We start from the raw sequence: 23,721 nt of genomic DNA, 5'->3' as shown, positions 1-23,721 counted from the left end.
CCGGGATAGAACCGGATCGACTGGGATCGCATTGGATCGAATGGGCTCCACTGGGATCGCATTGGCCTGCACTGGGATCGCCTTGGCCCTGAATGGGACGGCATTGGCGCCCCACCGGCGGCCGTTTGGCTCGCAATGTCGCACTATTCCAGAGGCTTAGGCCTCAGAGGGGCGAATCCAGACAGCATTGTCATGGAAGGCGGCGCCGCCATTGGGCTGCGCGGCATCGGCGCCGGTCAGGGCGTTGATGCCCATGCCGTCGACAAAGGCCGCATGCGGCCAGATACTCTCCACCACCACCACGCCACGCTGCACACCGCTGTAAGGCTTGGCGTGAATGCGGATATCGCCGCGCCGGTTGCCGATCCGCACCAGATCGCCTTCGGCGATCTTGAGGGCGGCGGCATCCTCGGGATGGATGAACAGGGTCGGCCGGCCTTCGCGCTTCACCGAAGTCGGCGTCTCGGTGAAGCTGGTGTTGAGGAAATTGCGCGCCGGTGAGGTGATCATGCGGAAGGGATGCTCGGCGGTCGCCGGCTCGATGCTGAGCCAGTGATCGGGCAAGGCCGGCATGCCGGCGGCATCCGGACCCATGGCCGCCCAGTCGGGCTTGAAGCGGAATTTCTTGTCGGGCCAGCCGAAGCCGCTGCTGTAATGCGCGGTGGCGAAATCCGGCTGGCAGTCATGCCAGCGGCGCTCGCGGAGTGTCGCCACATCCGGCCAGCCAGACGCCTTCAGCGTCGCTTCGACCATTTCGATGGCGCTCATCCCAAAGCCCGGATGCTCGGCGCCCAGGCGTTTGGCCAGTTCGGAAATGACGTAGTGATTCTCGCGCGCCTCGCCCGGCGCCTCCACCAGCTTGGGGCCCAGCAGGATATGCTGCTGGCCGCCGGCCTGGTAGATGTCGTCATGCTCGGTGAACATGGTGGCCGGCAGCACGATATCAGCCATCTTTGCCGTCGGCGTCATGAACTGCTCATGCACGCAGGTGAACAGGTCGTCGCGGGCGAAGCCTTTCTGCACCAGCCGCGATTCCGGCGCCACTTCCATCGGGTTGGTATTCTGGATCAGCAAGGCGGTGACTGGCGGGCCATTTTTGAGCGCTTTCGCGTCGCCGGTCAGCACCGGGCCGATCTGCGACTGGTCAAGCAGGCGGATGCTGGGGTCGACCGCATCCATGCCTTCGATCAGCGTCTTGTCCCAGTGGAAGATCGCGCCGTTATTGTGAAAGGCGCCACCGCCTTCATACTGCCAGGCGCCGGTGACGCTGGCGATGCAGGTGGCGGCATGCATGTTGACCGCGCCGTTGCGGCTGCGGGCAAAGCCATAGCCGAGGCGAATGTAATGTTTCTTCGTCTGGCCCAGCATATGGGCGAAAGCCGTGATATCGGCCGCCGGAATGCCGGTGATGGCTTCCGCCCAGTCCGGCGTGTGCGACTGCAGATGCGCCTCCAGCTCGGCCGGCACATCGGTATGGCGTGCCATGAAGTCGCGGTCGGCATAGCCGTCGCGGAACAGCACATGCATCACCGCGCAGGCCAGCGCACCATCAGTGCCCGGCCGCACGATCAGCGCCAGATCGGCCTGTTCGGCGGTGGCGTTGCGATAGGCGTCGATCACCACGATCTTGGCGCCACGCTCCTTGCGGGCGCGGATCGCGTGGGTCATCACATTGACCTGAGTATGCACCGCATTGGTGCCCCAGATCACCACCAGATCGCTCTTCGCCATCTCGCGCGGATCGGGGCCATGCAGGCTGCCGGTGGCGGCAATATAGCCGGCGCGGGCCAGGGTGACGCAGATGGTGGAATGCTGGCCGGAATAGCGTTTCACATGTCGCAGCCGGTTGATGCCGTCGCGCTGCACCAGCCCCATGGTGCCGGCGTAGTAGTAGGGCCAGACGGTTTCGCTGCCGAATTTTTTCTCGGCGGCCAGCAGCGCTTCCGCGGTGCGGTCCAGCGCCTCGGTCCAAGAGATCGGCACAAACTGCCCGCTGCCCTTCGGGCCCACCCGCCGCAGCGGCTGCAACAGGCGCTCGGTGTGGTTGGCGCGCTCGGCATAGCGCGCCACCTTGGCGCAGATCACGCCGGCGGTGTAGCTGTTCTCCTCCGCCCCGCGCACCTTGCCGATGGTGCCATTCGGCAGCAGCTCGATTTCCAGCGCGCAGGTCGACGGGCAGTCATGCGGGCAGGCGCTGTGGCCGATCCTGGGCTTGGTCTTGGCGGGCGGGGCGAAAGGTGCGTTCATTTACCGGAGGCGGCTGGGGCTGAGGTCGTGTTCGGCGAGGCCGAGATCGACCACATCCTGCGGCAAACTGCGGCCCTGCGCCAGCGCCGCGGCGACCCGGGCCATGGCAGCCGAGGTCTGGATACCGTAGCCGCCCTGGGCCACCAGCCAGAAGAAACCGGCCTTTTCCGCGTCAAACCCGCAAACCACCGTGCGGTCATCGACGAAACTGCGCAGGCCGGCCCATTTGGCCGCCAGCCGGCGCACCTGCAGGGTGGACACGGTTTCCAGCCGGTCGACGGCGATGGCGATGTCCATCTCGTCGGGCTGCGCATCGCAGGGTTCGGAATCGGTTTCGTCGCAGGGCGACAGCAGGATGCGGCCGGCATCGGGCTTGAAATACCATTCCTCGTCGGCGTCGATCACCATCGGCCAGGCGTGAATATCCGTGCCGTTCGGCGGATCGAAGGTCACGGCCGTGCGACGCTTCGGCTTCAGGCCGATCGGCTTCGCTCCCGCCATGCCGCCCACCACATCGCCCCAGGCCCCGGCGGCATTGATCACCACCGGCGCGGCGAACACACCCTTGCTGGTCTCGACCTGCCAGTCGTTGCCCACCTTCTGCAGGCCGGTGACTTCCGCATCGGTCACCATGCGGCCACCGGCCGCGGTCATGCCGCGCAGCAGGCCGTTATGCAGGGCATGCACCTCGATATCCATGGCATCGGGTTCGGCCAGTGCGCCGCCGCTGACGGCCTCGGGCTTCAGCACCGGCATCATCGCCTGGGTCTCGGCAGCACCCAGCCGCTGCACCGTCGGCACCAGCTTGCGCATGTCGTCGTATTTGCTGTCCAGCTCGGCGGCCTGGGCGGTGCTGCCGATATGCAGCGCACCGCGCGGGGTGAGGATCGGCACCGAGGCAAAGCCGGCTGGCGGATTCATCAGGAAGTCGCGACTGGCCACAGTGAGCGCGCGGATCGGCGCATTGCCATAAGTCTCGGCGAACAGCGCCGCCGAACGGCCGGTGGTGTGGTAACCCGGCTGGCTTTCGCGTTCCAGCAGCACAACCTTTTTGCCTGCGCGTGCCAGTTCATAGCCGGCACCGGCGCCGGCGATGCCACCACCGATAATCACAACGTCACAACGATCCGCCATGCGATCCTCATCTAAGTCCGGGGGCTGCCGCGGCATCTTTTGCGCCGTCGGCAGCCCCGACTATAATGATCGCCGCATACCGCGACCAATACCTTCATGGCATGGCGCGATGTTGCGCCGTGCCGTCTTCAGATCAAACACCGCCGAAGCAGAGGTATTTCAGCTCGATGAAGCTGTCGATGCCGTATTTCGAGCCCTCGCGGCCATGGCCGGATTCCTTCACGCCACCAAATGGCGCTTCGGCCGTGGAGATCAGGCCCTCATTGATGCCGACCATGCCGTATTCCAGCTTCTCGGCCACGCGCCAGACCCGGCCGATATCGCGGCTGTAGAAATAGGCCGCCAGACCGTAGGGTGTGTCATTGGCGAGCCGGATCGCCTCGGCCTCATCCTTGAACCGATACAGCAGCGCCACCGGACCGAAGATTTCCTCCTGCGCAGAATCCATCTTGGTGGTGGCATCACCGATCACGCTGGGCTGGTAGAAAGTACCGCCCAATTCATGGCGATCACCGCCGACCAGAACCTTGGCGCCCTTGGCCTTGGCATCGGCAACCAGGCGCTCGACCTTGTCCAGCGCATCCTGGTTGATGAGCGGCCCCTGGTTGACCCCATCGGTGAAGCCTGTGCCGGTCTTCAGCTTCTTCACGGCCTCCGTCAACTTGGCAGCAAAGGCATCATAGACCTTTTCCTGCACGAAGAAGCGATTGGTGCAGACGCAGGTCTGCCCGGTGTTGCGGTATTTCGAGATGATCGCGCCGGTAACGGCAGCATCGATATCTGCATCGTCGAAGACGATGAAGGGCGCATTGCCACCCAGTTCGAGCGACAGCTTCTTCAGTGTATCCGAACTCTGGCGGGCGAGGATCTTGCCGACTTCGGTGGAGCCAGTGAAGGACACCTTGCGCACGATCGGGTTGGTGGTGAGTTCCAAGCCAACCTCAGCGCCATGAGAGGATGTGATCACATTGAACACGCCCTTCGGAATACCGGCCTGCTCGGCCAGCCAGGCCAGCGCCAGCGCGCAGAGTGGCGTGTCTTCGGCCGGCTTGACCACCACCGGGCAACCGGCGGCCAGGGCCGGCGCCACCTTGCGGGTGATCATGGCAATCGGGAAATTCCACGGCGTGATTGCCGCCACCACACCGATCGGCTGCTTGATCACCACGATGCGCTTGTCGGCCGCATGGCCGGGGATGGTATCGCCATAGATGCGACGGCCTTCCTCGGCGAACCATTCGACGAAACTGGCGCCATAGACCACCTCGCCCTTGGCCTCGGCCAGCGGCTTGCCCTGCTCCAGGGTCATCAGCGCGCCGAGGTCGTCCTGGTTCTGCAGGATCAGGTCGTACCACTTGCGCAAGATCGCGCCGCGCTGCTTGGCGGTGAGCGCAGCCCAGGCCGGCCAGGCCGCCTGCGCGGCTTCAATGGCGCGTCGCGTCTCTGCCTTGCCCATATCCGGCACTTCGGCGATCAGGCTGCCATCGGCGGGGTTGGTGACCTTGAAGCTTTTGCCACTGTCTGCCCCCACCCAGGTCCCGTCGATATAGGCCTGACGGCGCAGCAGATCGGCATGCTTGATATGGGTCATCGGGCGTCCTCCTCAAAAGCCGGGCGTTACTTTGATACGCAGCGCGCGATCCGGCAATACCCGCGCCGGCTTTCTCCGCCATGCTCATATAAGGGCCCCACGCAGAAGGGGTATTGCCGCTGCGCAATCAGCCAAGGCCGTGTTGACGCATATCAAGAGCCGCTAGCGGTCTTTGTGCCATTGTGACGCGTCGAACCAAGGAGAACAGCCATGGCGATCCCTCTGCCATCTCCCACCTGGATACTGGTCGCCGATGCCAGCCAGGCCCGGGTTTTCGAACTGCGCAGCCTGGCCGGCCCGCTCGCCGCGGTGCCGGACTTCACCATGACAGCCGAGGATACCCACGGCTTCTCGCGCGACCTGAAAAGCGATCGTCCCGGCCGCGCCTTTGCCAGCAGCGACAACCGTCGCGCCGCTGTAGAGCCGCGCCATGATCCACACCAGTTGGCCAAGGACCGCTTCGCCGAAGCCATTGCCGAACGCCTCAATCATGCCTGTGGCGAGAAACGCTTCGTGCAACTGGTGGTGATCGCGCCGCCGCGCCTGCTCGGCGCTTTGCGTCAGGATTTCGCTGCCGCTGTTCGCGACATTATCGCCGTGGAGATCAACAAGGATCTGGTGAAGGCGAACCAGGCCGATATCCTGGACCACGTCAAAACCGCGCTGGCTCCGGCAGGCTGATGGCACTCGGTGACCTAATCTGGATTTTCTTTATCGGCATGGCACTGCAGCCGATGCTGCGGCAGCGGTTCCTGATCCTGCTGCGCGCTCGCAAGATCATGCAGCTGCAAAGATTGCGCGGCAGCCAGGTGATCACTCTGGTGCACCGACAGGAAACCATGCGTCTGCTCGGTTTCCCTCTGGTGCGCTATATCGACATCGATGACGCTGAGGATGTGATCCGCGTGATCCGCGACACCCATCCCGACACGCCGATCGATATCATCCTGCACACGCCGGGCGGGCTGGCCATCGCCACGCTGCAGATCGCCGCCGCCCTGCGTCGTCATGCCGGCCCGGTCACCGCTTTCGTGCCGCATCTGGCGATGTCTGGCGGCACCCTGATCGCGCTCGCCGCCGATAGAATCGTTATGGCTCCGGATGCCATGCTGGGACCGATCGACCCGCAGGTTGGCGGTTTCCCGGCCGCGTCGATATTGCGGGTGCTACGCGACAAACCAATCGCAGAAATCGACGATCAGACCGTGATCCTGGCCGATATCGGCGAGAAGGCGACACGCCAGCTGCGCGAGGCAGCCCTGCAGTTACTGGTCCGGCACATGCCACCCGAGAAAGCGGCAGACCTGGCTGATCAGTTGAGCAAGGGCCAGTGGACGCATGACTATCCGATCACGGTGGATGAAGCCCTCAGACTGGGTCTGCCAGTCAATACCGAATTGCCGGACGAAGTAACAGAACTGATGCAGCTCTATCCGCAGCCGGTGCGCACGACACCCAGCGTGGAGTATGTTCCGCCGGTGCCACGCCGGGCGGACCACCCGGGACGCTGAGCATGCCTTATGCCAGCAATGCCGATCTGCCGGCGAATCTGCGCGAAAGACTGCCTGCCCACGCGCAGGATATCTTCCGCGCCGCCTTCAACCATGCCTGGCGGGATCATAGCGACGACGCGGAGCGGGAAGCGATCGCCCATCGCATTGCCTGGGCCGCCGTGAAGCGCCGCTATGAGAAGCAGGGCGAACGCTGGGTAGAGCGGCGCTAGGCCGCCAGCCGGCCATCGCCAAGCGCCGCGGCCTCGAAGGGAAACACGATCTTGCGGTCTGGAGCCAGCAGCTTGGCCTTGCCCTTGTTTTTATAGTCGACCCGGCTGAGCAGGTCGCGGATCAGATTGAGCCGGGCCACCCGCTTGTCGTTGGCCTGCACCACGGTCCAGGGCGAGGCTGGCGTGCTGGTGCGCGACAGCATGACGTCTCGCGCCGCGCTGTAATCCTTCCAGTGCTTCAGCGCCGCCTCGTCGATCGGGCTGATCTTCCACTGTTTCAGCGGATCCTTACGCCGGTCGGCGAGGCGCTGCTTCTGCTCGGCCTTGTCGATATCCAGATAGTATTTGAACAGGTGGATACCATCGCGGATCAGCAGGTCTTCGAAAACCGGTACCGTGGTGAGGAATTCCTCATAGGCCGTCTTGCTGCAGAAGCCCATGACATGCTCGACACCGGCGCGGTTATACCAGCTTCTGTTGAACAGGACGAATTCACCCGCGGCCGGCAGATGCGGCACATAGCGTTGAAAGTACCACTGGGTCTGCTCGCGATCCGATGGTTTCCCGAGAGCGACGACACGGGATTCACGCGGGCTCATATGCTCTGTGATCGCCTTGATGGCGCCGTCTTTGCCGGCGCCGTCGCGGCCTTCCAGCAGGATCAGCAGCTTGCCACCGCTGGTGATCAGGTGCCGCTGCAGCCGCACCAATTCAATCTGCAGTGCGCGCAGCTGCGTGCGATAGGTCTCTTCACTGCGGGGCGACGCGCGTTTCACATGCCCTCCATTACATTCCTTCAGGCAACGGAATGAATTCCGTCTCACCCAGCACCTTGGGCCAGTTGCCTGCGCGCCAGTCGGCCTTGGCCTGTTCGATACGCTCCTTGGACGACGACACGAAATTCCACCACAGATTCCGTTCGCCATCGAGCGGCGCACCGCCCAGGACCATCAGCCGCGCCGCGCCGCGGGCGGCGATCTTGGGCTGCGCACCGGACTTGAGCACCAGCATGGTGCCGCTTTCATAAACCGTACCGTCAAGGCTGACTTCGCCGATGGCAACATAGACGGCGCGCTCTTCATCATCGGGCAGCGGCAGCGTCGCGCCAGGGCTGAGCTGGGCGTCGATATACACCATCGGTGCAAAGACCTGGGCCGGTGACGTGGCGCCGAAGGCACTGCCGGCAATCAGGCGCAGGCGGGCGCCGGGTTTCTCGATTTCTGGCAGGCTGCTGGCCGGGTGGTGATGGAAGGTCGGCTCGGTTTCCTCATGGGCTTTCGGCAGGGCGAACCAGGACTGGATGCCATGCAGCGCTGCGCCGGATTGCCGGATTTCATCGCGCGTGCGTTCGGAATGGGCGATGCCGCGACCCGCCACCATCCAGTTCACATCACCGGGCCGGATCGGCTGGATCACGCCAAGGCTGTCGCGATGCATGATCTCGCCTTCGAACAGGTAGGTAACGGTGGCCAGGCCGATATGCGGATGCGGCCGCACATCCAGGCCCTGGCCGGGCGCGAATTGCACCGGTCCCATATGATCGAAAAACACGAAAGGGCCGACATGGCGCCGCTTGGCATAGGGCAGCACGCGACGGACGGTGAAGCCATCCCCCAGGTCGCGCAGGCGCGGCACGATCAGCAGATCGACGGAGTCAGGCAGGGCAGCTTCGGACATCGGTGGAGCCTTTCAGAAACCACCCGAGACTAACGCGATCCGCTCAGCCCTGCCAGCAGCCATCGTTCACGATCCCGGTCAGGCGTGCCAGATCGGGGGCAATATCGATGCCCTGTGCCGCGAGCCAGGCATCGTCATAATAGCTGCCAGCATAGCGGTCGCCGCTGTCGCAGAGCAACGTCACCACGCTGCCCCGTTCGCCCTGGGCCTTCAATTCGCAGAGCAGCGTCAGGGCGCCAACAAGATTGGTGCCGGTAGAGCCGCCGACGCGGCGGCCGAGCAGGCCCGACAGCAGCCGCATGGCGGCCAGCGAGGCGGCATCGGGCACGCGGATCATGCGGTCTACCACATCGGGCATGAAGGAGGCTTCGACACGCGGCCGGCCGATGCCCTCGATGCGCGAGGATTTCGGGCAGACCAGCCCGGGATCGCGGCCATGCCAGAAATCGTGAAACACCGAATTCTCGACATCGACCACGCACAGCCGGGTATCCAGCCGGTGGTAGCGCAGATAACGGCCGATGGTGGCCGAGGTGCCGCCGGTGCCGGCACCGACCACGATCCAGGCCGGCTCCGGGTTTTCCTCGCGCGCCATCTGCTCGAAGATCGATTCGGCGATGTTGTTGTTGCCGCGCCAGTCGGTGGCGCGCTCGGAATAGGTGAACTGGTCCATGTAATGGCCGCCGCAATCCCGTGCCAGCCGCTCGGCCTCGGCATAGACATGGCTGGCCTGCTCAACCAGATGGCAGCGGCCGCCATAGAATGCGATCTGCGCGATCTTCTCCGCCGAGGTGGTCTTCGGCATCACCGCGACGAAGGGCAGGCCCAGCAACCGGGCGAAATAGGCTTCGGAAACCGCGGTCGAACCGGAGGAGGCTTCGACAATGGTGGTCTGCGGTCCGATCCAGCCATTGCACAGGCCGTAAAGGAACAGCGAGCGTGCCAGCCGGTGTTTCAGACTGCCGGTCGGATGGCTCGACTCATCCTTGAAATAGAGCGTCAGGCCGGGAAACGCCGGCAGCTCCAGGCGAAATAGATGCGTATCGGCCGAACGGTTGAAATCGGCATCGATGCGGCGCAGGGCTTCGTTGACCCAGTCGCGGGACTTAACGGCAGACATTCGGGGTTCCTTCTGGCTGGCCTAAGCCATAGCCCGAAGGAACCCCGGAGCCAAGCCTTTTACGAAATTATGTGTAATTAGTGGGTCGGGCCGAGGATCAGGTTGGGCAGGAACAGCGAGAACTGCGGCACATAAGTGACCAGGAACAGCGCCGCGATCAGGGCGCCGTAGAAAGGCCAGATCGTCTTCATCACATGGCCGATGGAGACCTCGCCGATGGCGCAGCCGACGAACTGCGTGGTGCCGACCGGCGGCGTGTTCAGGCCCAGCGCGCAGTTGATCAGCATCAGCATACCGAACTGCACCGGCCCCATGCCGTATTGCATGCAGATCGGCAGGAAGATCGGCGTGCAGATCAAGATGGTGGCTGCCATGTCGAGAAAAGTGCCGAGCACGAACAGGATCACGTTGACCAGCAGGAACACCATCCAGGGATTGGTGGTGATGGCCGAGAGCGCCTGGCCGGTCAGGTCGGCGACGCTGTAGAGACTGATCAGATAGCCGAAGGTGTTCGACACGCCGATCAGCAGCAGCACGATGCCGGTGGTTTTCACCGCCTTGGCCGCCGCCTTGATCAGATGTTCCCAGGTCAGTGACTTGTAGAGCAGTGTGGCCAGCAGAATGGCATAGACCACGGCGATGGCGGCAGACTCGGTGGCGGTGAACACGCCCGTCAGGATGCCGGTGATGATGATCACCACCACGAACAGGCCGGGTAGCGCGGCCGCACCCGAGCGCAGCACCACATGCCAGCCGGGGAAGGTGCCGGCCGGATAGCCACGCCGGATCGCCACCAGATAGGCCGCGACCAGCATGCAGAGCGTGAGCAGCGCAGCCGGGATCATGCCGGCCACGATCAGGGCAGCAATCGAAACCTTGCCGCCGGCGGCGAGCGAATAAATGATCATGTTGTGGCTGGTTGGCATCAGAGCGCCGACCAGCGAGGCATGCGTCGTCACATTGACGGCGTAATCGGCGTCATATCCCTCTTTCTTCATCATCGGGATCATCACCGCGCCCATCGCCGAGACATCGGCGACCGGCGAACCGGAAACGCCGCCGAACAGCGTGCAGGCCACGACATTCGACATGCCCAGGCCGCCACGGATATGGCCGACCAGATTCTTGGCGAACTGCACGATGCGGTCGGCAACGCCGCCGTAGAGCATCAGTTCACCGGCGAAGATGAAGAACGGGATCGCCAGGAAGGAAAAGATGTTCATGCCAGCGGCCATGCGCTGGAACACCACGGCGAGCGGCAGGCCTTCATAGACGATGGTGGCAATGGCCGAGAGGCCGATGGCGAAGGCTACGGGTACACCAAGAACCAGGAAGCCGAAAAAGCTGACGGCCAGAATTGTCAGTGCCATGACGGGCGAACCTCTTCGCCCTGCACCAGGGCCAGAATATGCTCAAGCGAGAACAGGGTGATCAGCACGCCGGCAATCACCAGCGGCAGGTGGTTGAGCCCCTCGGAAAGGCCGAGCGTGGGAATCTTGTAGGGCATCACCGACTCGGCCAGCACCCAGGCATTCCAGCCCATGACCATGCCGAACGTGCCGACCAGCAGATGGATCAGGATTTCCACCCAGATCCGGTGCCGCTCGGGCAGCACCATCACCAGCACCGATTCCAGGCCGATATGGCCGGCATCGCGCACACCGACAGCGGCGCCGAACATGGTGACGTAGAGAACGAAGACCAGCGCCAGGCTCTCGGCCCAGGTGGGCGTGTCGTTCAGCACATAGCGGCCGAAGACCTGGTAGGTGACGACCGCGACGATGCCCAGAAGACCCGTCACGGCGACATACATACAAAGCCGGGATATCCAGGCGTTGATGGGGCTTAACCAACTCAGCATGGATACTCCCGGCTTTGCAATCTCAGTGCTGCAGTGTTTCAGGCGACGGTCAGTTGGTGTCCTGGATACGCTTGACCAGAGCCTGCAGCTTGGCGTCACCGGCAAACTTGGCATAGACCGGCTTCATCGCGTCCTGGAACGACTTCTTGTCGATATCACTGATGATCTGCGAGCCGCCGCCTTCGACCGTCTTGCGCGACTTGGCTTCCTGATCGTCCCACAGCTTGCGCATGTAGGGCACCGACTCCTTGGCCGCCTTGCGGATGATGTCCTGCTCGTCCTTGGCCAGGCCGTCCCAGACCCGCTTGGAGAAGACCAGCAGTTCCGGCGCCATCGAATGTTCGGTCTGGCTGTACATCTTGGCCACTTCGTAATGGCGCGAGCTGTCATAGGACGGCCAGTTGTTTTCCGCGCCATCCACCACACCGGTCTTGAGCGCGGTATAGACTTCGGCATAGGGCAGCGGCGTGGCATTGGCACCCAGCGCCTGCATCATGGCGACCCACATATCCGACTGCTGGACACGGATCTTCATGCCCTTCATGTCGTCGACGGTCTTGATCGCCTTCTTGGTGGTGTAGAAGCTGCGCGAGCCGCTGTCATAGAAGGCGAGGCCGACGAAACCCTGGGGCTCCAGCGCCTTGAGAATGTCTTCACCGACCGGGCCGTCGAGCACGCGGCGCATATGATCCTTCGACTTGAAGACGAAGGGCAGCGCGGGAACGATGGTTTCCGGCACGATGTTGTTGAACGGCGAGATGTTGACACGAACCATGTCCAGCGCACCGAGCTTGGTCTGCTCGATCGTGTCTTTCTCCGAGCCGAGGGCACTCTGACCAAACACCTTGACGCTGTGCTTGCCGTTGGTGCGCTCACCGATCAACTTGCCCATATAGGCCACGGCCTGGACGGTCGGATAGTCCATCGGATGCACGTCCGATGAGCGGAATTCCTTGGCCGAGGCCACGCCGGCAAAACCGGCCGCCACCGCCAGCCCGAGCAGAGCGCGAGCGACAATACGAGTCTTCATTTTGGTCTCCTCCCTTGCAGGACGGCTTGGTGCCGGCCCGTTCACGACATAGGTTAGTCGTCGTGTTATCATACAACACTTCTGCGAATTGAAGTCAACGCCGATCCAGAGGGCTGGTAAAATTTTACCAAGCCTGCAGATTTAACAGCTGATTATATGGATTTAACCTGCTGCACCGCAGCGAATCGGTCCGTACCCTGGAGTATCTGCCATCAGGCTAAAAAGCCATAACCCATCAGTTGTCATACAAGCTGAAGGATGATAATTCTCGAATCCGACCAATGGAGGACTTCCTGTGACGGCACTCCGCCGACGCGAGACCCTGACCTCGCAGCTGACCAAGACGCTGACCGAGCGGGTTGCCAAGGGCGCGCTCAAGCCCGGCGACAAGCTGCCCAGCGAACAGGAGCTGATCGAGGAATTCGGCGTCAGCCGCACCGTGGTGCGCGAAGCGATCTCGTCGCTGCGTGCCGCCGGGCTGGTGGCGACCCAGCAAGGTGTCGGTGCTTTCGTGCTGGCGGCTGCCGCGAACCAGCCCTTCCGGATCGACGAAACCAATCTCGACCTGATCCGCGAAGTGATCAACGTGCTGGAGCTGCGCATCGGCCTGGAGGCCGAAGCTGCCGCGCTGGCCGCCCAACGCCGCAAGCCGGAGCATCTGGAGGCGATGCGCGGTGCGCTCGACCGCATGGCGCTCGCGATCGAAGCCTCGGAAGATGCCGTGGCGCCGGACCTGGATTTCCACCACACCATTGCCGAAGCGACCGGCAACCAGCATTTCACCCATCTGTTCGGCTATCTCGGCGCATTGATGATCCCACGTGCGCGGGTGCAGACCTTCCGTTTCTTCGCCGATGACCGCAGCGCCTATCTCAACCGCGTCAACGGCGAACATGAAGACATCTACCAGGCCATCGCCCGGCAGGATGCCGATGCCGCCCGCTCAGCCATGCGGCTGCATCTGAGCAACAGCCGCGAGCGGCTGCGCAAGGCCATGGAGCAGTCGCGCGAGTCATCGCCCGCGCTGCCCAGAGGCGCCTGACCCCTTCTCCACGCTATTTCTTTGGTACAGAGGTGAACTGATGGAACCCAATGCCCTCAAGGCCGCGATTTCGACCGGTCTGCTGTCTTTTCCGGTGACCGATTTCGATGCGGCCGGCAATTTTGAGCCGAAGGGCTATCGCCGCCGCCTGGAATGGCTGGCGCCCTATGGAGCCAGCGCGCTGTTCGCGGCCGGCGGTACCGGCGAATTCTTCTCGCTGGCGCCCGATGAATACAGCGCCGTGATCAAGACCGCCGTTGATACCTGCAAGGGCAAGGTGCCGATCATTGCCGGCACCGGCTATGGCACCCGCCAGGCCATCGCCTATGCCCAAGAGGCCGAGCGCCTAGGCGCCGCCGGCCTGCTGGTAATGCCGCATTACCTGATCGAGACCGATGCCGAAGGCGTCAGCCGCCATGTCGCCGCGATCTGCAAGAGCGTGAAGATCGGCGTCATCGTCTATAACCGTGGCGTCTGCCGCCTCGGCCCGGACCATCTCGCCAGACTGGCCGAGCAGTGCCCGAACCTGATCGGCTTCAAGGACGGCATCGGCGATCTGGAACTGATGGTCGCCGTGCGCCGCAAGATGGGCGACCGTTTTTCCTATCTGGGCGGTCTGCCGACTGCCGAATTCTTTGCCGCGCCCTACAAGGCGATGGGCGTGCCGGTCTATTCCTCGGCCGTGTTCAACTTCATCCCGAAGACGGCGATGGACTTCTATCGCGCGATCGCAGCCGATGACACCGCGACCTGGACCAGGATTCTCGACGATTTCTTCATGCCCTATTCGGCAATCCGCAACCGCCGCCCCGGCTACGCCGTCAGCATCATCAAGGCCGGCGCCAAGCTGGTCGGCTATGATGCCGGCCCGGTCCGCACGCCACTGGTCGACTGCAGCGAAGAAGAGCATAAAATGCTCAAGGTTCTGATCGACAAGATGGGCCCGCAGTAAGCGGGACGACGGAGGAAATGACGATGAAGCGTGTTCTGCTTACCGGCGCCAGCGGTGGCGTCGGCACCCGGCTGCGCCAGCTGCTCAAGCCGCTGTATCCCGAACTGATCCTGAGCGATCTCAAGGCGCCCGCCGACCTGCGCAGCGACGAGACCTTCATCCCGGCCGACCTGGCCGATGCCGCCGCCATCGAGAAGGCCTGCGAAGACGTCGACGGCATCGTGCATCTGGGCGGCTTTTCGGTCGAAGGCCCGTGGGAAACCATCCTCAGCGCCAATATCATCGGCTGCCACAACCTGTTCGAAGCCGCGCGCAAGCAGGGCGTCAAACGCGTTGTCTTCGCCTCGTCCAACCATGTGATGGGCTTTCACCCGCGCAGCAAGAAGATCGGCATCGAAGCCGTGCCGAAGCCCGATACGCGCTATGGCCTCAGCAAGCTGTTCGGCGAAGGCCTCGGTTCGCTCTATGCGCACAAGCACAATATCGGCGTGCTCTCGATCCGCATCGGCAATTTCGGCGACAAGCCGATCGACGAGCGCCGGCTGGCGATCTGGCTGAAGCCCGATGATCTTGTGCAGCTGATCCGGATCGGCCTGGAAAAACCCGGCCTGGTGTATGAGGTCGTTTACGGCATGTCTGACAACAAACGCGCCTGGTGGGACAACAGCCACGCGCTTTCGCTGGGCTACAAGCCGAGCGGGAAATCGGAAGACTTCGCCGCCGAAGCGGTGGAAGCGCAGAAGAAGCTGCCGAAAGACCCGGTGGGCGATTACTTCCAGGGCGGCAGCCCGTTCTGCAGCCAGGAATTCGCCGGCGATTTCGAGAAACTGAAAAAGCTGTCCTGAACCGATGCGGATCAAGAGCGTCGATACGGTCACGCTGAAGATCCCATTCAGCGATCTCTATGAGGGGCCGCGCGCCAAGCGGCGCGGCTGGACCGAATTCGATACCCTGCTGATCCGCATTGAGACCGAGGATGGTCTGGTCGGCTGGGGCGAGGCCTTTGCCTATGGCTGTGCCAGCGCCGTGCGCGCGTTGCTGCAGGATACGGTGGCGCCGCTGGTGATTGGCCAGAACATCACCGATGTTGCCGCCTTCACCCTGAAGCTGCAGCAGGATCTGCATATCTGGGGCCGCTACGGCATCACCATCTTCGCCATTTCCGGCATCGATATCGCGCTGTGGGATCTTGCCGCCAAACAGGCGGGCAAAAGCCTGGCAGCGCATCTGGGCGGACGGGTGCGCGAAAGCGTAACGGCCTATGCCAGTCTGGTGCGCTATGGCGGCGCCGCACCGATAGCCGCCATGACCGCACGGGCGGTGGCGGAAGGCTATCGCGACATCAAGCTGCATGAAATCGCCTATGATCCGATTGCGGCCGCCCGCGCCGCCATCGGGCCGGATATCCGGCTGACCACCGACGTGAACTGCGCCTGGAGCCTCACGGAGGCCGAGGCGATGCTGCCGAAGATGAAGGCGCTCGACCTCTACTGGGTGGAGGAACCCACCTTCCCGCCCGAGGATTACGAAACCCACAAGGCGCTCAGCCGCTTTGGTGTCGCGCTGTCGGCGGGCGAGAATGCCTGCACGGCGATGGAGTTCGCCCGGCTTTCGGCGGCATTGACCTTCCCGCAGCCCAGCGTGATCAAGATCGGCGGCGTCAGCGAATTCGTCAAAGCGACCAAACATGCCGCAGCACTTGGCAAGACGGTGATGCCGCACTCGCCCTATTTCGGACCCGGCTATTGGGCAACGCTCCAGTTGGCCGCCCATCTCGAACCAATCGGCCTGTTTGAATACATGTATGTGAAGCCCGAAGCCTATTGCGGTCGTGATATTCCGCTGCCGCAGCAGGGCCGCATCGCCATCCCCGATGCCCCCGGCATCGGCTTCACCCCCGATGACGAGACATTGCAACGCTATCGCGTCGCCTGATTCTGGAGTCCACCATGGAATACACCCGCGTTTTCACCGGCCCGAAGCCGAAGCTGCAGATGCCCAGGGGCGCCTGCGACACCCATATCCATTTCTACGATGACCGCTACGCCACCGTGCCCAACACGCCGACCCCGCCGCCCGTCGGTGTTCCAGAATACCGTCAGGTGATGGACTGGCTCGGGCTTGAACGGGTGATCGTGGTGCAGGCCAATGCCTATGGCGATGACAACCGCCTGGTGATGGACACCACCGCCGAACTGGGGCCGGACAAGGCCCGCGCCGTGGTGGTGGTGAAGCCGGGCGTCGCCGATGCAGAACTCGAGCGCCTGACCAAGGGCGGCGCGCGCGGCCTGCGCATCATGAACCTGCTCGGCGGCACGCTGGGGCTGAATGTGGCCGAAGACATGGCCGCCCGCATCAAGCCGTTCGGCTGGAGCATGCTGCTGCAGCTCAACGGTCGCGAGCTGCCCGAGCATGAAGCGATGATCAGGCGCCTGCCGGTGAAGATCATCATCGACCATATCGGCAAGTTCATCGAGCCGGTGCCGGTGGACCATCCGTCCTTCCAGTGCCTGCTGCGCCTGATCGATACCGGCAATGTCTGGGTCAAGCTGGCCGGCTGTTACGAGACCTCGCTGAGCGGCAAGCCGAACTACGAGGATGTCGGCGTGTTGGCCAAGGCCCTGATCAAACATGCGCCGCAGCGCATGATCTGGGCCAGCAACTTCCCGCATGCCCAGGCCGCCAAATTCGGCTATCCGGACGAAGCCGCCCTGCTCGACCTGATGCTCGACTGGGCGCCGAACGAAGCCGACCGCAAGAAAATCTTCGTTGATAATCCAGCAGAATTGTACGGTTTCTGACAATTACCGGTTATTTCGCTTGACGGCAGGCGTTTGAGACTCCATATACCGGCTGCCGTCCACGGACTAATCAGCGTCGATAGCCTTTCGCGCCAGGCCGCGTGAACGAGGAGCGCTCCAACTGCTCTTTCGTCCTGCCGGGTGCCTTCAGTCTCTCTTCATTACGACCCAGGTCACGCGGGGCGTTTCATCGGTCCCCGCGTCCGACCGTTGCGCTGCAGGCGATTCACGCCCCGCGCCGTCGTATGCTTTGTTTCAAGGATTTCCCTTTGACCAGCTTTAATGATCTTGGCCTCAACCAGGCCCTGCTCACCGCCATCACCGCCGGCAAATACACCCAGCCCACCCCGATCCAGGCCCAGGCCATTCCGCCCGTGCTGCAGGGCCGCGATCTGCTCGGCATCGCCCAGACCGGCACCGGCAAGACCGCCGCTTTCGCGCTGCCGATCCTGCATCGTCTGGCCGCCGGCAACCGCCGCCCGGCACCGAAGACCTGCCGTGCACTGATCCTGAGCCCGACGCGCGAACTGGCCTCGCAGATTGCCGAGAAATTCCGCTCCTACGGCCACGACTCCAAGCTGAGCGTCGCCACCGTGTTCGGTGGCGTCGGCATGAACCCGCAGGTGCAGGCCCTGGCCCGCGGCGTCGACGTGCTCGTCGCCACGCCCGGTCGCCTGATGGACCATATGCAGCAGGGCACCCTGCGCCTCGACGCCGTCGAAACCGTGGTGCTGGATGAAGCCGACCAGATGCTGGATCTCGGCTTCGTGCATGCGATCAAGCGCATCTCGCAGGCCCTGCCCAAGCAGCGCCAGAGCCTGTTTTTCTCGGCCACCATGCCGCAGAACATCGCCCAGCTCGCCGCCGGCTTCCTGAAGGACCCGGTGCGCGTTGAGGTCACCCCGGCCGCCACCACGGTCGAGCGTATCGACCAGCAGGTGATCTTCATCGAAGCCGAGCGCAAGCGCGCCCTGCTGCTGGAGATCATGGCCAACCCCGACATCACCCGCGCCCTGGTCTTCACCCGCACCAAACATGGCGCCGACCGTGTCGCCCGCCATCTGGCCGGCGGCAACGTGCCGGCCGCAGCCATCCATGGCAACAAGTCGCAGAGCCAGCGCGAGCGCGCCCTGGCCGACTTCAAGGCCGGCCGCATCCGCGTGCTGGTCGCCACCGATATTGCCGCCCGCGGCATCGATGTCACCGGCGTCAGCCATGTGGTGAATTTCGAACTGCCGAACGTGCCGGAAAGCTATGTGCACCGTATCGGCCGCACCGCGCGCGCCGGCAAGGACGGCATGGCGATCTCGCTCTGCTCGCAGGACGAACGCGCCTATCTGCGCGACATCGAGAAGGTGACGCGCCAGCGCATTGCTGCCACCGACCGTCGCGGCGACGAGAAGCTGGCCGCAGCCACCGCCGCCGAACCGCGTCACGAAAGCCGGCCGCAGCAGCAGCGTCCGCATGGTCAGAACCGCAACAATCCGCGCGGCAACGGTCAGCGTCACGGCGGCCCGCGTTCCGAAGGCGGCCGCTCCGACGGTCAGCGGCAGCAGCGCCAGGGCCAGGGTCATGGGCAGCGCTCCCATGGCGGTGGCCAGCGCAGCGGCCAGCAGGCCAAAGCGACCACGCACTGAAAACCAGCAGCATCGTCTGAAATGGAAACGGCGCCTCACGGCGCCGTTTTTCTTTACTGGCCGACGCTCCGCCGCCTTAGAACTTATGGCCGTCCTTCTCCATCTGGGCGAAGACTTCCTCGGCCCAGTGGGTGGCGCTGTTGGCGGCCGGCACGCCGCAATAGACGGCCGCCTGCTTGATCACCGCGCGGATATCGGCCTTGGTCAGGCCGTTGTTGAAGGCAGCCTTCACATGCAGCTTGAACTCGTCAATGCGGTTCAGCGCGATCATGGTGGACAGCACCATGCAGCTGCGCGTCTTGCGGTCCAGCGTGGTATCGGTCCAGATCTCGCCCCAGGCATAGCGGGTGATGAAGTTCTGGAAGTCGCCATTGAAGTCGTTGATCTTGGTCAGCGAGCGGTCGACATGGGCATCGCCCAGCACACTGCGCCGCACCTTCATGCCGGCGTCGTAACGCTCCTTGTCATCCATTTCAGTCTCTCCTAGCCGGCGAGGAAGCCGATCAGCGTCTTGGTGAAATCGGCCGCCAGCTCGACATTGGAAAGATGGGCAGCCGGGAATTCGACATAGCGGGCACCGGGAATTGTCTCGGCGACAAACCGCCCGTCCAGCGCAGTGGTTGCCAGATCATGCGTGCCGGCGATCACCATGGTGGGGGTGCGGATGGCAGCAATGCTGCTGCGCTGATCCATGTCGCGCACGGCGCCACAGGCACCGCAATAGCCTTCCGGCCTGGTCGCCAGCAACTGGGCGGAAATCCGCTCCACTTCAGCCGGCTGCGCCTTTATGAAACCTTCGGTGAACCAGCGCTGGATCACGCCCGGCACGATGGCGGCCATGCCGCCCTTCTCAACCGCGGCGATGCGGGTGTTCCAGACCTCCGGCGTGCCGATCTTGGCAGCCGTGTTGCACAAGACCAGCTTGGTGAAGCGCTGCGGCGCATGCACACCGAGCCACATCCCGGTCATACCACCCATCGAAAGGCCGCAGAACATCGCCTTGGGGATCGCCAGCGCATCCATCAGGGCCAGCACATCCTTGCCCAGGCGGTCGACCTGATAGGGCGCCGGCGGCAGTCCCGACTGGCCATGGCCGCGGGTGTCATACCGCAGCACGCGGAAAGCCTGCACCAGGGCCGGCATCTGCGGCTCCCACATGCTGAGATCGGTGCCCAGCGAATTCGACATCACCAGAACCGGCGCCCCTTCGGGACCGTCGAAACGGTAATGCAGGGCGACGCCATCATCAGTGGCGATTTGCGGCATGGACTCCTCCGATATGTTTTTTTGGTGTTATCGACGGCGTTTGGCGAGCACCCGATCTATCAGGGCGGTGGCAACACCGATATAGCCCAGCGGATCGAACAGCTTTGTCAGCGCTTCGCCTTTGAGGTGGGGTTGCACGGCCTGGTCTTCGGCCAGCACATCGCGGAGATGGCGCTTCTCGGCCACGGCGCGCTTCGAGGCGGCTTCGACCAGATGATGCGCGGCCTGTTTGCCGAACTGCGCCCCCAGCGCCATGGCCACGGCTTCCGCCATGATCAGGCCATTGGTGACATCGAGATTGGCGCGCATCCGCGCCGCATCGACCTCCAGTCCGGCCATGGTCTCGGTCATATGCGCCAGTGCGCCGGCGCTGAGCTGCAGCAGTTCGGGCAGCACGGTCCATTCGGCATGCCAGCCACCGAGGCCGCGCTCATGCTCCTGTACCATGCCGCTGAGCAGGCTGCCGACCAGATGCGGCACGCGGGTGGCGGCGGCCAGCACGGCGGCAGAGGCCACCGGATTGCGCTTATGTGGCATGGTGGACGAACCACCGCGCCCCTCGCCAGCTGGCTCGAAGGCCTCACCCACATCGGTCTGCATCAGCAGCGCCACATCGCGCGCCATCTTGCCCAGGCTGCCGGTGAGCAGGCCCAGCACCGTGGCGAGTTCCACCACGCGGTCGCGGGCCCCATGCCAAGGCGTAGCCGGCATGGTGAGGTTCAGCTCGGCGGCCAGCGCCTCGGCCACCACCAGGCCCTTGTCGCCAAGGGCTGCCAGCGTGCCGGCAGCACCACCGAATTGCAGCACCAGCAGGCGCGGCTTCAGTTCGATCACGCGCTCGCGATGGCGTTCAATGGCATCGAGCCAGCCGGCAGCCTTGAGGCCAAAGGTGACCGGCAGGGCATGCTGCAGCCAGGTGCGGCCCACCATGGGCGTTTCACGATGTTTCTGGGCAAGCGCCGCCAAAGCTTCGGAAAGTCTGGCGAGATCGGCTTCGATCAGACCGATCGCGCTGCGCAGCTGCAGCACCAGGCCGGTATCCATGGCATCCTGGCTGGTGGCGCCCCAATGCACGAAGCCGGCCGCATCCTTGTCCTTGGCCGCGACTTTTGCCGTCAGCGCCTTGACCAGCGGAATGGCACTGTTGCCACCACGGGTGGCGCCATCGGCAATGGCAGCCAGATCATACAGCGCCGCATCGCATTGCGCGGCGATCGGGCCGGCTGCGGCTGCCGGGATCACGCCGGTTTTCGCCTCGGCGCGCGCCAGCGCGGCCTCGAAATCGAGCATGCCCTGCAGATGGCCGCGGTCGGTGAAGATCGCGGCCATGGCAGGGCTGTGGAACAGCGGCCCGAACAGGTTCAGGGATGCAGGGGAATCCGGATGGGTCATGCCAGCATGTTGCTGACCCGGACGCGGATCAGCAATCGAAAAAGACGGTTTCGCCTTCACCCTGCATGCGAATGTCCCAGCGATACTCCGCCTTGCCGGATGCACGATCGGCAATCAGGGTCGGGCGCCGGGCCGCATCCTCGATCACGCCCAGCACGGGGTCGTTGGCATTGGCTGCCGCCTCGTCCGAGAAATAGATGCGGGTATAGAGGTGCTTGAGCATGCCGCGCATGAACAGGCAGATCACGATATGCGGCGCCTGCAGCGTGTTGCCCGGGCCCGGTACGGCGCCCGGCTTCACCGTGGTGAAGCTGTAGCGGCCTTCCTTGTCGGTGGGCACGCGGCCAAAGCCGGTGAACTTGCCATCCAGCGGCTTGTCCTGGGTGTCTTCCGGATGGGCGTATTTGCCGGCCGCATTGGCCTGCCAGAATTCGATCAGGGCATCGGGAACCGGCTGGCCTTCGCCATCCAGCACCCGGCCGCTGATCACGATCGTCTCGCCTTTGCTGGCGTCCTTGGCGATGTCGTTCACCGAAAGCGGCACCAGGCCGATATGCAGGTAGGGACCGACAGTGGCCGAAGCCGTGGGCATCAAGGTCATTTCAGGTATCTCCGGCCGTCTTACTTGTTTTCCATGTAGGTGGCGTCGCGGCCACGCAGCACGATGTCCCACTGATAGCCCAGCGCGAATTCCGGCACCGTGGTTTCGAAATCGAATTTCGAGACCATGCTGTCGCGCGCGCGCTGATCGGTGACACAGTTGAAGATCGGGTCAAACGGCAGCAGCGGGTCACCCGGGAAATACATCTGGGTGACCAGGCGCGTCATGAAGCTGGGCCCGAACAGCGAGAAATGGATGTGCTGCGGACGCCAGGCGTTGTGATGGTTGCGCCAGGGATAGGCACCGGGCTTGATGGTGACGAAGCGGTAGCGGCCTTCCGAGTCGGTGACGGCCCGGCCATAACCGGTGAAATTCGGATCCAGCGGCGCGTCATGCTGATCGCCCGGATGCGGATAGCGACCACAGGCATTGGCCTGCCAGATCTCGATCAGCGAATGCGGCACCGGCTTGCCGTCCTCGTCGAGCAGACGGCCGGACAGCACGATACGCTCGCCCAGCGGCTCGCCGGCATGTTGCTTGGTCAGATCGTTGTCGAGCGGGCCAACCCGGTCATGGCCGTAAACCGGCCCGGTGATCTCGGAAAGGGTCTGGGTCATCTTGACCAGCGGCTTGCCAGGGGCGCGCTTGATCGAAGACTGGTAAGGCGCGTGCAGATAATTCGGCTGGGTGCCGGCTGCCGGCCGTTTATAGCCGATCAATTGGGACATGGTTTCCTCCGTCATACTCCGCTGGCGACTATATCCGGTCGCCGGTGGTCTTGCGCTGATCTGTGTCAAAGAGTTCGACAATTTCTTGACTTATTGTGCGGATAACGCACAATAGTTATATAATCAAACATTACAGGGAGGCCACGCGGCCTTGTCAACCACCATCAACGCCCGGGATTTCTCGACCTCGCTTGCCCGTGGCCTGCGCGTCATCACCGCCTTCGACCGCGACAACGACGAGATGACCCTGAGCGAGGTGGCCCGCCGCGCCGATATGACGCGTGCCGCCGCGCGTCGCTATCTGCTGACGCTGTGCGAACTCGGTTATGTCACCGGCGACGGCAAGTATTTCCGCCTCACCCCGCGCGTGCTGGAACTCGGCTTTGCCTTCCTGACTTCGATGCATATCTGGGAACGCGCGCAGCCCTTCATGGAGCGGCTGACCGAGCAGGTGAATGAATCCTGCTCGATCTCGGTGCTGGAAGGCAGCGACATCGTTTATGTCGCCCGTGTGCCGACCAAGCGCATCATGTCGGTCGCACTGGGCATTGGCACCCGCCTGCCCGCTTTCTGCACCTCGATGGGTCGCGTGCTGCTGGCCGACCTGCGGCCCAGCGAACTGGAGCAGTTTTTCAGCGAGAGCAGCTTCAAGCCCCTCACCCCGCATACCGTGACCGACCCGGCGGCGCTGCGCGAGCGCGTCAACGAGGCGCGTCGCGACGGCTTTGCCATGGTGGACCAGGAGCTGGAGATCGGGCTGCGCTCGATTGCCGTGCCGATCCGCAACCAGTCCGGCCGCGTGCTGGCAGCGATGAATGTCAGCGGCCATGCCAGCCGCATCACGGCGGAAGAGATGCAGCAACGCTATCTCTCGCCGCTGCTGTATGCCGCCGAAGGCATCCGCATGGCGCTGGCCTGA

The 23,721-nt window shown here is 63.6% G+C and carries 24 protein-coding genes; 10 read left to right on the top strand and 14 right to left on the bottom strand.

Features of this window, described 5'->3' with window-relative positions:
* Nucleotides 1-156: 156 nt before the first annotated feature.
* From AAG821_RS08320 to AAG821_RS08310, 3 genes are all read right to left on the bottom strand, one after another.
* A complete protein-coding gene (locus AAG821_RS08320) occupies nt 157-2,247 on the bottom strand; it encodes a molybdopterin oxidoreductase family protein (RefSeq protein WP_341914430.1) in 2,091 nt (696 codons plus the stop codon).
* Complete coding sequence (locus AAG821_RS08315; RefSeq protein ID WP_341914432.1) at nt 2,248-3,381, bottom strand: FAD-dependent oxidoreductase; 1,134 nt, start codon at nt 3,379-3,381, stop codon at nt 2,248-2,250.
* A gap of 133 nt (nt 3,382-3,514) precedes the next feature.
* Nucleotides 3,515-4,972 carry an NAD-dependent succinate-semialdehyde dehydrogenase gene (locus AAG821_RS08310; protein ID WP_341914435.1) on the bottom strand — a complete coding sequence of 486 codons (1,458 nt, stop codon included), beginning with the start codon at nt 4,970-4,972 and terminating at the stop codon, nt 3,515-3,517.
* A 210-nt stretch (nt 4,973-5,182) separates the two neighbouring features.
* Between AAG821_RS08310 and AAG821_RS08305 the strand changes: the two genes are divergently transcribed.
* Genes AAG821_RS08305 through AAG821_RS08295 form a run of 3 tightly spaced genes read left to right on the top strand, consistent with a single transcriptional unit; the run spans nt 5,183 to nt 6,695 of the window.
* Nucleotides 5,183-5,653 (top strand): host attachment protein, encoded by a 471-nt coding sequence (locus AAG821_RS08305; protein WP_341914437.1) that lies wholly within the window; start codon nt 5,183-5,185, stop codon nt 5,651-5,653.
* The gene (locus AAG821_RS08300) at nt 5,653-6,483 is read left to right on the top strand and encodes an ATP-dependent Clp protease proteolytic subunit (protein WP_341914439.1); all 831 of its coding nucleotides are present in this window, start codon (nt 5,653-5,655) and stop codon (nt 6,481-6,483) included. The genes AAG821_RS08305 and AAG821_RS08300 overlap by 1 nt, the downstream gene beginning before the upstream one ends.
* Nucleotides 6,484-6,485: 2 nt before the next feature.
* Nucleotides 6,486-6,695, top strand: a complete 210-nt coding sequence (locus AAG821_RS08295) for a ChaB family protein (protein WP_341914441.1) — start codon at nt 6,486-6,488, stop codon at nt 6,693-6,695.
* On the opposite strand, the gene ppk2 is transcribed toward AAG821_RS08295, so the two are convergent.
* From ppk2 to AAG821_RS08265, 6 genes are all read right to left on the bottom strand, one after another.
* Nucleotides 6,692-7,471, bottom strand: a complete 780-nt coding sequence (gene ppk2 / locus AAG821_RS08290) for a polyphosphate kinase 2 (RefSeq protein ID WP_341914443.1) — start codon at nt 7,469-7,471, stop codon at nt 6,692-6,694. The genes AAG821_RS08295 and ppk2 overlap by 4 nt on opposite strands.
* A 10-nt stretch (nt 7,472-7,481) precedes the next feature.
* Entirely contained in the window at nt 7,482-8,372 is an 891-nt protein-coding gene (locus tag AAG821_RS08285) for a pirin family protein (protein ID WP_341914445.1), read from the bottom strand.
* Between the two features lie 43 nt (nt 8,373-8,415).
* Nucleotides 8,416-9,492 carry a PLP-dependent cysteine synthase family protein gene (locus tag AAG821_RS08280; protein ID WP_341914447.1) on the bottom strand — a complete coding sequence of 359 codons (1,077 nt, stop codon included), beginning with the start codon at nt 9,490-9,492 and terminating at the stop codon, nt 8,416-8,418.
* Between the two features lie 77 nt (nt 9,493-9,569).
* Entirely contained in the window at nt 9,570-10,862 is a 1,293-nt protein-coding gene (locus tag AAG821_RS08275) for a TRAP transporter large permease (RefSeq protein WP_341914449.1), read from the bottom strand.
* Nucleotides 10,853-11,353, bottom strand: a complete 501-nt coding sequence (locus AAG821_RS08270; RefSeq protein ID WP_341914451.1) for a TRAP transporter small permease — start codon at nt 11,351-11,353, stop codon at nt 10,853-10,855. The genes AAG821_RS08275 and AAG821_RS08270 overlap by 10 nt, the downstream gene beginning before the upstream one ends.
* A 49-nt stretch (nt 11,354-11,402) precedes the next feature.
* Nucleotides 11,403-12,383 carry a TRAP transporter substrate-binding protein gene (locus tag AAG821_RS08265; protein ID WP_341914453.1) on the bottom strand — a complete coding sequence of 327 codons (981 nt, stop codon included), beginning with the start codon at nt 12,381-12,383 and terminating at the stop codon, nt 11,403-11,405.
* A gap of 295 nt (nt 12,384-12,678) precedes the next feature.
* Here AAG821_RS08265 and AAG821_RS08260 point away from each other — a divergent pair, with 295 nt between their 5' ends.
* From AAG821_RS08260 to AAG821_RS08235, 6 genes are all read left to right on the top strand, one after another.
* The gene (locus AAG821_RS08260; RefSeq protein ID WP_341914455.1) at nt 12,679-13,425 is read left to right on the top strand and encodes a FadR/GntR family transcriptional regulator; all 747 of its coding nucleotides are present in this window, start codon (nt 12,679-12,681) and stop codon (nt 13,423-13,425) included.
* A gap of 40 nt (nt 13,426-13,465) precedes the next feature.
* Nucleotides 13,466-14,377, top strand: a complete 912-nt coding sequence (gene kdgD, locus AAG821_RS08255; RefSeq protein ID WP_341914457.1) for a 5-dehydro-4-deoxyglucarate dehydratase — start codon at nt 13,466-13,468, stop codon at nt 14,375-14,377.
* Between the two features lie 23 nt (nt 14,378-14,400).
* On the top strand, nt 14,401-15,222 hold the full coding sequence (locus AAG821_RS08250; protein WP_341914458.1) for an NAD(P)-dependent oxidoreductase: 822 nt from the start codon (nt 14,401-14,403) through the stop codon (nt 15,220-15,222).
* Nucleotides 15,223-15,226: 4 nt separating this feature from the next.
* A complete protein-coding gene (locus AAG821_RS08245; RefSeq protein WP_341914460.1) occupies nt 15,227-16,312 on the top strand; it encodes a mandelate racemase/muconate lactonizing enzyme family protein in 1,086 nt (361 codons plus the stop codon).
* A gap of 14 nt (nt 16,313-16,326) precedes the next feature.
* The gene (locus AAG821_RS08240) at nt 16,327-17,178 is read left to right on the top strand and encodes an amidohydrolase family protein (RefSeq protein WP_341914462.1); all 852 of its coding nucleotides are present in this window, start codon (nt 16,327-16,329) and stop codon (nt 17,176-17,178) included.
* A 269-nt stretch (nt 17,179-17,447) separates the two neighbouring features.
* Nucleotides 17,448-18,815 carry a DEAD/DEAH box helicase gene (locus AAG821_RS08235; RefSeq protein ID WP_341914463.1) on the top strand — a complete coding sequence of 456 codons (1,368 nt, stop codon included), beginning with the start codon at nt 17,448-17,450 and terminating at the stop codon, nt 18,813-18,815.
* A 76-nt stretch (nt 18,816-18,891) separates the two neighbouring features.
* On the opposite strand, the gene pcaC is transcribed toward AAG821_RS08235, so the two are convergent.
* Genes pcaC through pcaH form a run of 5 tightly spaced genes read right to left on the bottom strand, consistent with a single transcriptional unit; the run spans nt 18,892 to nt 22,802 of the window.
* Complete coding sequence (pcaC, locus tag AAG821_RS08230) at nt 18,892-19,287, bottom strand: 4-carboxymuconolactone decarboxylase (RefSeq protein ID WP_341914464.1); 396 nt, start codon at nt 19,285-19,287, stop codon at nt 18,892-18,894.
* Between the two features lie 11 nt (nt 19,288-19,298).
* Nucleotides 19,299-20,081: a 3-oxoadipate enol-lactonase gene (gene pcaD / locus AAG821_RS08225; RefSeq protein ID WP_341914466.1), complete on the bottom strand. Its 783-nt coding sequence runs from the start codon at nt 20,079-20,081 to the stop codon at nt 19,299-19,301.
* 27 nt (nt 20,082-20,108) lie between these two features.
* Nucleotides 20,109-21,473, bottom strand: a complete 1,365-nt coding sequence (locus tag AAG821_RS08220) for a 3-carboxy-cis,cis-muconate cycloisomerase (RefSeq protein WP_341914468.1) — start codon at nt 21,471-21,473, stop codon at nt 20,109-20,111.
* 28 nt (nt 21,474-21,501) lie between these two features.
* On the bottom strand, nt 21,502-22,074 hold the full coding sequence (pcaG, locus tag AAG821_RS08215) for a protocatechuate 3,4-dioxygenase subunit alpha (protein ID WP_341914470.1): 573 nt from the start codon (nt 22,072-22,074) through the stop codon (nt 21,502-21,504).
* 20 nt (nt 22,075-22,094) lie between these two features.
* Entirely contained in the window at nt 22,095-22,802 is a 708-nt protein-coding gene (gene pcaH, locus AAG821_RS08210) for a protocatechuate 3,4-dioxygenase subunit beta (protein WP_341914472.1), read from the bottom strand.
* A gap of 151 nt (nt 22,803-22,953) precedes the next feature.
* On the opposite strand from pcaH, the gene AAG821_RS08205 reads away from it, so the two are divergent.
* Nucleotides 22,954-23,721 carry an IclR family transcriptional regulator gene (locus AAG821_RS08205; protein ID WP_341914474.1) on the top strand — a complete coding sequence of 256 codons (768 nt, stop codon included), beginning with the start codon at nt 22,954-22,956 and terminating at the stop codon, nt 23,719-23,721.

Origin of the sequence: Ferrovibrio terrae (genome assembly GCF_943372915.1) — a bacterium.
Taxonomy (GTDB): domain Bacteria; phylum Pseudomonadota; class Alphaproteobacteria; order Ferrovibrionales; family Ferrovibrionaceae; genus Ferrovibrio; species Ferrovibrio terrae_A.
The sequence above is the reverse complement of the archived record's forward strand: the minus strand, read 5'-3'. Positions and strand labels throughout refer to the sequence as shown.

What these genes read in the sequence shown, in the direction of transcription:
- AAG821_RS08320 (WP_341914430.1), bottom strand. Translation starts at nt 2,247, where the DNA reads ATGAACGCACCTTTCGCCCCGCCCGCCAAGACCAAGCCCAGGATCGGC.
- AAG821_RS08315 (WP_341914432.1), bottom strand. Translation starts at nt 3,381, where the DNA reads ATGGCGGATCGTTGTGACGTTGTGATTATCGGTGGTGGCATCGCCGGC.
- AAG821_RS08310 (WP_341914435.1), bottom strand. Translation starts at nt 4,972, where the DNA reads ATGACCCATATCAAGCATGCCGATCTGCTGCGCCGTCAGGCCTATATC.
- AAG821_RS08305 (WP_341914437.1), top strand. Translation starts at nt 5,183, where the DNA reads ATGGCGATCCCTCTGCCATCTCCCACCTGGATACTGGTCGCCGATGCC.
- AAG821_RS08300 (WP_341914439.1), top strand. Translation starts at nt 5,653, where the DNA reads ATGGCACTCGGTGACCTAATCTGGATTTTCTTTATCGGCATGGCACTG.
- AAG821_RS08295 (WP_341914441.1), top strand. Translation starts at nt 6,486, where the DNA reads ATGCCTTATGCCAGCAATGCCGATCTGCCGGCGAATCTGCGCGAAAGA.
- AAG821_RS08285 (WP_341914445.1), bottom strand. Translation starts at nt 8,372, where the DNA reads ATGTCCGAAGCTGCCCTGCCTGACTCCGTCGATCTGCTGATCGTGCCG.
- AAG821_RS08280 (WP_341914447.1), bottom strand. Translation starts at nt 9,492, where the DNA reads ATGTCTGCCGTTAAGTCCCGCGACTGGGTCAACGAAGCCCTGCGCCGC.
- AAG821_RS08275 (WP_341914449.1), bottom strand. Translation starts at nt 10,862, where the DNA reads ATGGCACTGACAATTCTGGCCGTCAGCTTTTTCGGCTTCCTGGTTCTT.
- AAG821_RS08270 (WP_341914451.1), bottom strand. Translation starts at nt 11,353, where the DNA reads ATGCTGAGTTGGTTAAGCCCCATCAACGCCTGGATATCCCGGCTTTGT.
- AAG821_RS08265 (WP_341914453.1), bottom strand. Translation starts at nt 12,383, where the DNA reads ATGAAGACTCGTATTGTCGCTCGCGCTCTGCTCGGGCTGGCGGTGGCG.
- kdgD (WP_341914457.1), top strand. Translation starts at nt 13,466, where the DNA reads ATGGAACCCAATGCCCTCAAGGCCGCGATTTCGACCGGTCTGCTGTCT.
- AAG821_RS08250 (WP_341914458.1), top strand. Translation starts at nt 14,401, where the DNA reads ATGAAGCGTGTTCTGCTTACCGGCGCCAGCGGTGGCGTCGGCACCCGG.
- AAG821_RS08245 (WP_341914460.1), top strand. Translation starts at nt 15,227, where the DNA reads ATGCGGATCAAGAGCGTCGATACGGTCACGCTGAAGATCCCATTCAGC.
- AAG821_RS08240 (WP_341914462.1), top strand. Translation starts at nt 16,327, where the DNA reads ATGGAATACACCCGCGTTTTCACCGGCCCGAAGCCGAAGCTGCAGATG.
- pcaC (WP_341914464.1), bottom strand. Translation starts at nt 19,287, where the DNA reads ATGGATGACAAGGAGCGTTACGACGCCGGCATGAAGGTGCGGCGCAGT.
- pcaD (WP_341914466.1), bottom strand. Translation starts at nt 20,081, where the DNA reads ATGCCGCAAATCGCCACTGATGATGGCGTCGCCCTGCATTACCGTTTC.
- AAG821_RS08220 (WP_341914468.1), bottom strand. Translation starts at nt 21,473, where the DNA reads ATGACCCATCCGGATTCCCCTGCATCCCTGAACCTGTTCGGGCCGCTG.
- pcaG (WP_341914470.1), bottom strand. Translation starts at nt 22,074, where the DNA reads ATGACCTTGATGCCCACGGCTTCGGCCACTGTCGGTCCCTACCTGCAT.
- pcaH (WP_341914472.1), bottom strand. Translation starts at nt 22,802, where the DNA reads ATGTCCCAATTGATCGGCTATAAACGGCCGGCAGCCGGCACCCAGCCG.